At 70.4% G+C, this 7,758-nt stretch carries 8 protein-coding genes; 4 read left to right on the top strand and 4 right to left on the bottom strand.

Annotation, left to right across the window (positions count from 1 at the left end; all coding sequences use genetic code 11):
- Window positions 1–757: hypothetical protein (locus tag ACE3QY_RS07515; RefSeq protein ID WP_374455386.1), on the bottom strand; the 757-nt coding region annotated here is incomplete at its 3' end.
- Between the two features lie 216 nt (window positions 758–973).
- Between ACE3QY_RS07515 and ACE3QY_RS07510 the strand changes: the two genes are divergently transcribed.
- The gene (locus tag ACE3QY_RS07510; RefSeq protein WP_374455385.1) at window positions 974–1,534 is read left to right on the top strand and encodes a DUF222 domain-containing protein; all 561 of its coding nucleotides are present in this window, start codon (window positions 974–976) and stop codon (window positions 1,532–1,534) included.
- Window positions 1,524–2,213, top strand: coding sequence for a DUF222 domain-containing protein (locus ACE3QY_RS07505; RefSeq protein ID WP_374455553.1), 690 nt, complete (start codon window positions 1,524–1,526; stop codon window positions 2,211–2,213). The genes ACE3QY_RS07510 and ACE3QY_RS07505 overlap by 11 nt, the downstream gene beginning before the upstream one ends.
- Window positions 2,214–2,232: 19 nt before the next feature.
- On the opposite strand, the gene ACE3QY_RS07500 is transcribed toward ACE3QY_RS07505, so the two are convergent.
- A complete protein-coding gene (locus ACE3QY_RS07500; RefSeq protein WP_374455384.1) occupies window positions 2,233–3,165 on the bottom strand; it encodes an MBL fold metallo-hydrolase in 933 nt (310 codons plus the stop codon).
- A gap of 148 nt (window positions 3,166–3,313) precedes the next feature.
- Between ACE3QY_RS07500 and ACE3QY_RS07495 the strand changes: the two genes are divergently transcribed.
- Window positions 3,314–4,522: a multidrug effflux MFS transporter gene (locus ACE3QY_RS07495; RefSeq protein WP_374455383.1), complete on the top strand. Its 1,209-nt coding sequence runs from the start codon at window positions 3,314–3,316 to the stop codon at window positions 4,520–4,522.
- On the opposite strand, the gene ACE3QY_RS07490 is transcribed toward ACE3QY_RS07495, so the two are convergent.
- Window positions 4,463–5,404, bottom strand: coding sequence for a LysR substrate-binding domain-containing protein (locus ACE3QY_RS07490; RefSeq protein ID WP_374455382.1), 942 nt, complete (start codon window positions 5,402–5,404; stop codon window positions 4,463–4,465). The genes ACE3QY_RS07495 and ACE3QY_RS07490 overlap by 60 nt on opposite strands.
- 26 nt (window positions 5,405–5,430) lie before the next feature.
- On the opposite strand from ACE3QY_RS07490, the gene ACE3QY_RS07485 reads away from it, so the two are divergent.
- Entirely contained in the window at window positions 5,431–6,357 is a 927-nt protein-coding gene (locus ACE3QY_RS07485) for a LysR family transcriptional regulator (RefSeq protein WP_374455381.1), read from the top strand.
- On the opposite strand, the gene ACE3QY_RS07480 is transcribed toward ACE3QY_RS07485, so the two are convergent.
- Window positions 6,354–7,691, bottom strand: coding sequence for an FAD-binding oxidoreductase (locus ACE3QY_RS07480; protein ID WP_374455380.1), 1,338 nt, complete (start codon window positions 7,689–7,691; stop codon window positions 6,354–6,356). The genes ACE3QY_RS07485 and ACE3QY_RS07480 overlap by 4 nt on opposite strands.
- Window positions 7,692–7,758 lie beyond the last annotated feature (67 nt).

Below are 7,758 nucleotides of genomic sequence, written 5' to 3'. Positions count from 1 at the left end.
CATCTCGAACCGCCGAGGAGCTTAGCCCCAAGCCGTAGCCGAGACCGTTCAGCTCGTGATCGACGGCTCGCTCCACCGCCCTTCGCGTGCTCGGTGAACTGAGGGCGCTCTGGACAACTCCATGCAGCTGAGTGGTGACCGCATCTCGAACCGCCGAGGAGCTTAGCCCCAAGCCGTAGCCGAGACCGTTCAGCTCCTGGTCAACGGCTCGCTCCACCGCCATTCGCGTGCTCGGTGAAGTCAGAGCACTTTTTACCAGGCACTGCAACTGTGCAGCGACCGCCTCTCGAACGGCTGGCGCTGTCATCCCATACTCGCGGCCTGTCAGCTGGTCGTCGATCAAACGCTCGACTCGCAGTCTGACGTCCGGCGTCTTCAGCGCGTCGTTCACGATCCATTCGATCGCAGATCGCACCGCGGCCTCTAGAACGGGCGACGGCCCTTCATCCGGTCGGATCTCTAGATGATGACGTACCTCGGAATCCAAGGCGGACCGCAACTCGGACGACTCGGACGACTCGGACGACTCGGACGAATTCAATAATTCTTGTGCGGCGTCGCGGAGCGCGTCTCCGACAGCCTCCTGCATCTCAGTTGAGGGCGCCTCTGACAGCTTCAATACTTCGTCGCGAGGGGCTTCGTCCCCCACTTCCCGGCCGCCTGGATCTGGCAAAACCTGGCTTGCCACCTCGTCGAGGCGGGTCGTGTCAATGCTGGCCGGCCCAGATCCTTCGCGCGGGTGACGTCCTTCACTCATGCCGCCACGCTAGTCATCTCGGTCCCGAATTCGAGCAGATCCGTAGTCCCGCTGTTACCGCGATTTCGACTACGGCCGCGCGGCCCTTGAAAGACCCGCTCTAGTTGATGTGCCCCATACTGGGCGGTTCGGGCGTCCTCCACCGCCCTGGGCAAGTTGTGAGGACCGATCCACAAGCCCGAGCCCAGTGTCGGTGGGCTCTGGGAGAGTTCCGGCATGACAGCGATCCCCGACCTCGATGACCACGGGATGGTGGCGTCGGTGCGGTGGGTCGAGGTCGAGCTCGAGGTGCTCGGCAGGCAAGCGCTGTGGCCGCTGTCGGCGCGTGAGGTCGAGCGCACGCTGGAGTCGCTCACCCGGGCGCGTGCCAAGCTCGACGCGCTGCTGATGCGGATGCTCGTCCAGGGCGAGGCAGTGGGGGCGGGGCTCGAGACGGGAGCGACGTCCACCACGAACTGGTGGTCCCACACGACCCGCGTGACGCGCGCCGAGGCGCACCGGACGACTCGGCTGGCGAAGCAATTGGAGGAGCACGAGGCGGTCGCCGAGGAACTCGTGGCCGGCGAGCTGCGGACCGACCAGGCGCGGGTGATCGTCGACGCCGTGGACGCGTTGCCCGACGACGTGGACGAGTGGGTGCCGAGGCGGCGACCCGGTTCCTGTTGGAACAAGCCGGCGAGCATGACGCGAAGGCCTTGCGGACGCTGGGCAGGCGGGTGCTGGAGGTGGTCGACCCGCCTCCGCGGATGCGGAGGAGGCACGCCGGCTGGAGGCTGAGGAGGCCGACGCTCTCGCCAAGGCGTGGCTGACGCTCACCGACGACGGGCACGGCACGTGTCACGGCCGGTTCGCCATCCCGTCGCTTCAGGGCGCGATGCTCGCGAAGGACCTCAAGGCGCGGGTCGCCCGGGCGCTAAAGACGACGACCGCGGGTGACCAACCGGGGCCGCGCTTGACCAAGCACGCGATGGGCCGGGCATTCCTGGACTACGTCGAATGCGCGCGGCCCACCCCCCAGGCAGGCGGGGTTGCCGCGACGGTCGTGGTGACGATGGAGCTGGAGACGCTGATGGGCGGGCTCAAGGCTGCGTCGCTGGACACGGGAAGCCGGATCAGCGCCGGCGAGGCACGCCGTCTGGCGTGCACGGCCGGGGTCATCCCGGTCGTGCTGGGTGGTCCCAGCGTGCCGCTGGACGCGGGGCGCAGGCGGCGCTTCCACAGCGCGTACCAGCGCATCGCGATGGGCATCCGGGACAAGGGATGCACTGCGGCCGGGTGCGATGCGCCTCCGGCCATGACGGATGCCCACCACGAAGTCGCGTGGAGCGCGGGCGGCGGGACGAGCGTGGAGAAGGGCAGGCTCCTGTGCGCGCCACACCACCGCAAGATCCACGACTCGAGGTTCCAGCACTCGTTCGACGACAACGGCAAGGTCCGCTTCACCAGGCGGACGTGAGGAGACTGCGGGCGTGCGCTCAGGCGTGGGTCTCGATCGGCTGCCCGCCGTTGAGCGCGACCATCTCGGGCCAGAGGGCGGGGATGATGAGTGGGCCCGGAGCCTCGTAGTCGGGGAAGAGCTCGACGTACGCGCGGTGAAGGTTGCAGACGACGCGCTCGCCCTCGGGCCAGTCGGCGTACGGACCTCCGGCTGCCTTCTGCGCGGCCTCGAGCGGGGTCAGTCCCTCGGCGTACGACGAGCGGGCGAGGTCGGCGATCCAGTCGACGTAGCCGATGAGGTCGTCGAGCACGCGCCCCACCTCTTCGCCGCGGCAGGCTGGCCCGTGACCGGGGAGCAGCGCAACAGGGGCCAGGGACTTCATGTGCACAGCGGCCGCGCGGAAGCCGGAGAGCGAGCCCTCGAGGAAGATCGGGTGCCCGCCGGAGAAGGCGAGGTCCCCGGCGAACATGACCTTCTGGGACGGCAGCCACACGCCGATGTCGTTCGTCGAGTGGGCGGGACCCATCACGCGGAGCTCGACCGGGAACTCCGACAGGTGGAGCGTGATGTCCGAGGAGATGGTCAGGTCCGGGGGGCGGACGACCAGGTCGCCGTAGTCGGCGATCAGCTCCTCGGTCGCCTTGAGCTGCGCGCGGATCACGCCTTCCCGGCAGAGGTCGTGGCCGATGATCGTCGTGGTCTCGGGCAGGAACCCGTTGCCGTAGGTGTGGTCCGGGTGGTGGTGCGTGTTCACCAGGATGCGCGGGTCACGGTCGGTGACGCCGGCGACCTCGGCGAGCAGACCGCGGTTGCGCTTCTCGGTCGACGTCGTGTCGACGAGCACCGTGTCGCCGGAGCCGTCCACGACGAAGCCGCAGTTGTTCACCATCCAGCCGCCGTCGGGCTGGACGTAGGCGTAGACGCCCGGCGCGAGCTCGTCGAGGTAGGCGTGTCCGTCGTCCCAGGTCATGCGCCAAGTCAGCCGCACGGTGACCGTCGCCACAAGGAGATCGGGCATCACGAGCGCCGATCACTGGCATGCACCACAGCGCGTTCCGCACCCGAGTGGGCGTTGATTCACTGGGGGAGTGACGGAGGAGGGTGAGGGACGGATTCGTGTGCCCCTGCTCCTCGTGCTCGCCTCCCTCGCTGCGGTCGCACCGGTCGCCACGGACCTCTACCTCCCTGGCTTCCCCGCGATCGGGGCCGAGCTGGACGTCGTCCCGAGCGGCGTCCAGCTCACCCTGACCTCGTTCCTCGTCGGTCTCGCGCTCGGCCAGCTGGTGATGGGCCCGCTGTCGGACCGGTACGGCAGGCGGGGACCGCTCGTGGTCAGCGCGAGCGTGTGCGTGGCCGCCGGCATCGTCTGTGCCCTGGCTCCGAGCCTGCCCGTGCTGATCGCCGCCCGCGCGGTGCAGGGCTTCTCCGGAGCCGGCGGCATGGTCATCGGGCGCGCCGTGATCGCCGACGTCGTCACCGGCCGCGCGGCGGCGCGAGCCTTCACGCTGATGCTCACCGTCGGCGGCATCGCGCCCGTCCTCGCGCCGCTGGTGGGCGGGCTGCTCGCCGATCCCGTCGGCTGGCGGGGCATGCTCTGGACGGTCGCCGGGCTGTGCGCCGCCATGCTGGTTGCCGTGCTTCTGGTGCTCGACGAGACCCACCCGCCCGAGCGGCGGAGCACGACCGAGTCGTCGGTCCTGCACGACGTGCGGTCGGTCGTCGGCAACAGCAGCTACCGCGGACCGGTGGTCGTCTTCGCCTGCTCCTTCGGCGTGATGATGGCCTACATCTCGGCCTCGCCGTTCGTCTACCAGCACGTCGTCGGGCTCGACGAGGTGCAGTACGGCATCGCGTTCGGGCTCAACGCCGCCGGGCTGATCGCCGCCGGCTACGTCTCGAGCAAGCTGGTCGACCGCTGGGCTCCCGCGACGATCCTGCGGGCCTCCATCGGCGTCCAGCTCGCCGCGACGCTGTCCTTCGTCGCACTGGCAGCAGCCGGAGCGCCGAGCTGGACCTACCCCGTCCCGATCTTCGTCGCCGTGCTCAGCAACGGCGGGATCATGGGCAATGCGGCGGCGCTGGCGATGGCGGAGGTGCGCCCGGTGGCAGGCGCGGGGAGCGCGGTCCTCGGCTTCTCCCAGTTCGCCCTCGGCGCGGCCGTCTCGCCGCTCGTCGGTCTCGGAGGTGAGGACTCCGCCCTCGTGCCCGCGCTGGTGATGGCGACCGCCTCGGTGCTGGGCTTCACCGCCAGCCGGGTCGCCGTGGGGTCACCCGTCCGAGAGGTCGTCCTCGACCGAGACGGCGACGTCGTAGAGCAGCTCCCGTAGCCACACGACCGCCGGCTCCATGTCGCGGCGCGGGTGCCAGTGCGCCGCCTCGGTGATGCGCACCGGCTCGAGTGGCGTCCTCGCGATCGTCAGGCCGAGGATCTCGGCGGACTTGTGGGCCAGTCGCGACGGGATGAACGCGCACATGCCCGTGCCGCTCACCGCGAAGGGCAGCACGAGCAGGCTGGAGACGCGCACCAGCACGGTGCGGTCCGCGATCCCCGCGCGCTCGAGCTCGACCTCCAGGGGCCGACGCCGCCCGCCCGCGGCCCAGAACTCAGCGACGGCATGGGGCATCGCCTGCAGGTCCTCGATCGTCAAGGCACTGTCGCGCACCCGCGGGTTGTCGCGGTCGACGACGCAGACGAGCTCGTCGGTGAAGACCGGCTGGGTGCGGCCGGGGAACTCGAAGCCGAGCGGGCCGATGATGAGGTCGCGCCGCAGCAGCTGCGACTCGAACTGGCCGGGGCCGACGTTGACCGGGTCGAGCGCCAGCGAGCAGCCGGGCGCCTGCGCGGCGAGGTGCCGCATGAGGGGCTCCGACAGCACCGTCATGGCGTACTCCGACATGCTCACCGCGAAGGGGCGCGAGCTCGAGGAGGGGTCGAAGGCGCGCTCGTTGCCGAGCAGCCGCTCGGCGGCCTCGACGGCGTCGGCGACGGCGGGCTTGAGGTCCTCCGCGAGCGGTGAGAGCTCGAAGCCGCGACCGACGCGGACGAGCAGCTCGTCGTCGAAGTGCTTGCGCAACCGGGCCAGCGCGCCGCTCATCGCCGGCTGGCTCATGGTCATCCGCTCACCGGCGTGGGTGAGGTTCTTCTCCTCCAGGAGGGCGTGCAGCGACAGCAGCAGGTTCGCGTCGACGTCGCGCAGCCTCTCCCTCACAGGGTGTGACAGTAGTCTCACCGTCCATGACGCTGGGAGGAATCGACCTCAACCTCTTGATCTCCCTCAAGGTGCTCCTCGAGGAAGGAAACGTCACCCGCGCGGGGCAGCGCCTGGAGCTCAGCCAGCCCGCGATGAGCGCCTCGCTGGCCCGCCTGCGCCGCCGCTTCGACGACGAGCTGCTCGTGCGCGCCGGACGCGACTACGAGCTGACGCCGCTGGCGAGAGACCTGCTCCCGGAGGTGCAGCACGCCGTACGCCTGCTGAGCCGCGCGCTGCGGCTGGAGGACCAGTTCGACCCCTCGACCAGCGAGCGCACCTTCCGGCTGTCGATGAGCGACTACGCCATCTCGGTGGTCCACGAGCCCCTGCTCCGGCTCCTCGAGTCGACCGCGCCCGGGGTGCGGCTGGAGATCGAGGGCCTCGGCGTCGACATCCGCAGCAGCGAGAAGGTGCTGGTCGACTTCGACGCCCTGATCGCGCCGCTGGGCTTCGGCTTCCCGGGCGCGTCTCGGCCGCTGTGGCGGGACCGGATGGTGCTGATGACCTCGCGGGACCACCCGCGCGTCGAGGACGGCAGGCTCAGCCTGGAGGCGCTCGCCGAGCTGCCGCACGCTGTCGCCGGCTTCGGCCCCGGCATCCTCACTCCTGCCGACCGGGTCTTCGGCGAGCTCGGCATCACCCGCCACGTCGCGCTCCAGGTGCACGGCTTCCTGCCTCTCCCGTTCGTCATCGCCGGCACTGAGATGGTCGCCGTGGTGCCGGAGCGGCTGGCCCGTACGCACGTCCGCGAGGGCGGCCCGGTGATGACCGTCGAGCCGCCCTTCGGCGAGGTCGTGCTGGCGGAGGGCTACTGGTACGGCCGCGACCGGATGTCCGACCCCGCCCACCGCTGGCTGTTCGCGCGCTTCGACGAGCTGGCAGAAGAGCTGTCCGAGGAGCTGGTCGGCTAGGCCCAGTGGTTGCGGTTGGTCGCGCCCTCGCCGGCGAGGTGGCCGACGAACACGCCGTCCGGGTCACGGACCTCACGGATCTCCTGGAGCCGCGCCCAGTTGTCCTCGGCCATGAACTGCACGTGCCGGTGCGAGAGGTCGGAGTCGCCGAGGTACTGGCCCAACGTCACCGGCTCGAGGTCGGCCATCGCCTCGTCGAGCCATGCCCGGCAGCGCTCGTCGTCGGACGGGTCCTCCCAGCACGTGTAGGCCGCGAGGTAGATCTCCGACTGCATCGAGAACGCCATGTCGGGCAGCTCGCGCAGCGGCGCCATGGAGAACCAGATGGTGAACGCCTTGGGGTGGGGGAGCGTCGTGAACGCCTTCCGCATCGCGGGCACGACGTCTCCCGCCGCACCCGACAGCCACGCGTTGTCGACGGCCCAGCGGTGTCCCTCGGGGTTGTCCTCGAGCTGGCGCTTGCGCTGCTCGGCGATCGTCGTCGGGACGGCGTCGAGCACCATCAGCGCGCGGTCGAGCGCCGGGTTGTCACGGAAGGGCGCCAGCGCCCGCTGCGCCTCCTCGTCCGAGTCCACCAGCGCCAGCGCCGTGACGAGCAGGACCGGGTCGGGGGACAGGGTCAGGTCGGTCTTGGTCAGCGCGACGATCTCGACGGTGTCCTCGACCGTGTGGTGGGTCTCGTGCAGCCAGGTCATCACCTCGTCGAAGTCGGCGAGCGTGAAGGCCTGCACGGTCAGCCCGAGGTGCCGCGGCCGCGGCAGCGTGCGCAGGTGGAAGCGGGTCACGACGCCGAAGAAGCCCGGCCCCGCGCCGCGGGCGGCCCAGAAGAGATCGGAGTTCTCGGTCTCGGAGGCCCGGACGAGCTCGCCAGCGGCGGTCACCACGTCCACCGCGACGACGTACTCCGCCGCCCAGCCCCAGCCGCGCGCGTTCCAGCCCTGGCCGCCCTGCAGCAGGAAGCCGCCGATCCCGACGCTCGGGCAGTGCCCACCGGGGAAGAAACGGTCGCGCTCCTCGAGGAACGGGCCGAGCTCGAGTCCGCCCTTCACCGACGGCGTGGCCGTCACGACCTCGGTGTCGGGGTCGTAGGAGATCTCCTTGAAGTCGCCGAGGTCGATCACCAGCGCGTCGGTGCGCACCGACCACTGCGCCCAGCTGTGCCCGCCGGAGCGTACGGCGACCTGCCAGCCGCGCGAACGCGCCAGCCGGACGGCCTCGACGACCTCGTCCTCGGTCCGGGGTCGGACCACGGCTGCCGGCTGCCGGTCGGTCAGCCGCCGGTTGAAGATCCGGTCGACGCGGGCCGCCTCGAATCCGTTCTCGCCGCTGATCATCGGGAGGAGAACGGGGTCCCCGCGGAGTTGTTCGGAGGAGCGAAGCGGGGGAGAAGAACTCCGTGGG

It is taken from the genome of Nocardioides sp. (assembly GCF_041913365.1).
In the GTDB taxonomy this organism is placed as follows: Bacteria; Actinomycetota; Actinomycetes; order Propionibacteriales; family Nocardioidaceae; genus Nocardioides.
The sequence above is the reverse complement of the archived record's forward strand: the minus strand, read 5'-3'. Positions and strand labels throughout refer to the sequence as shown.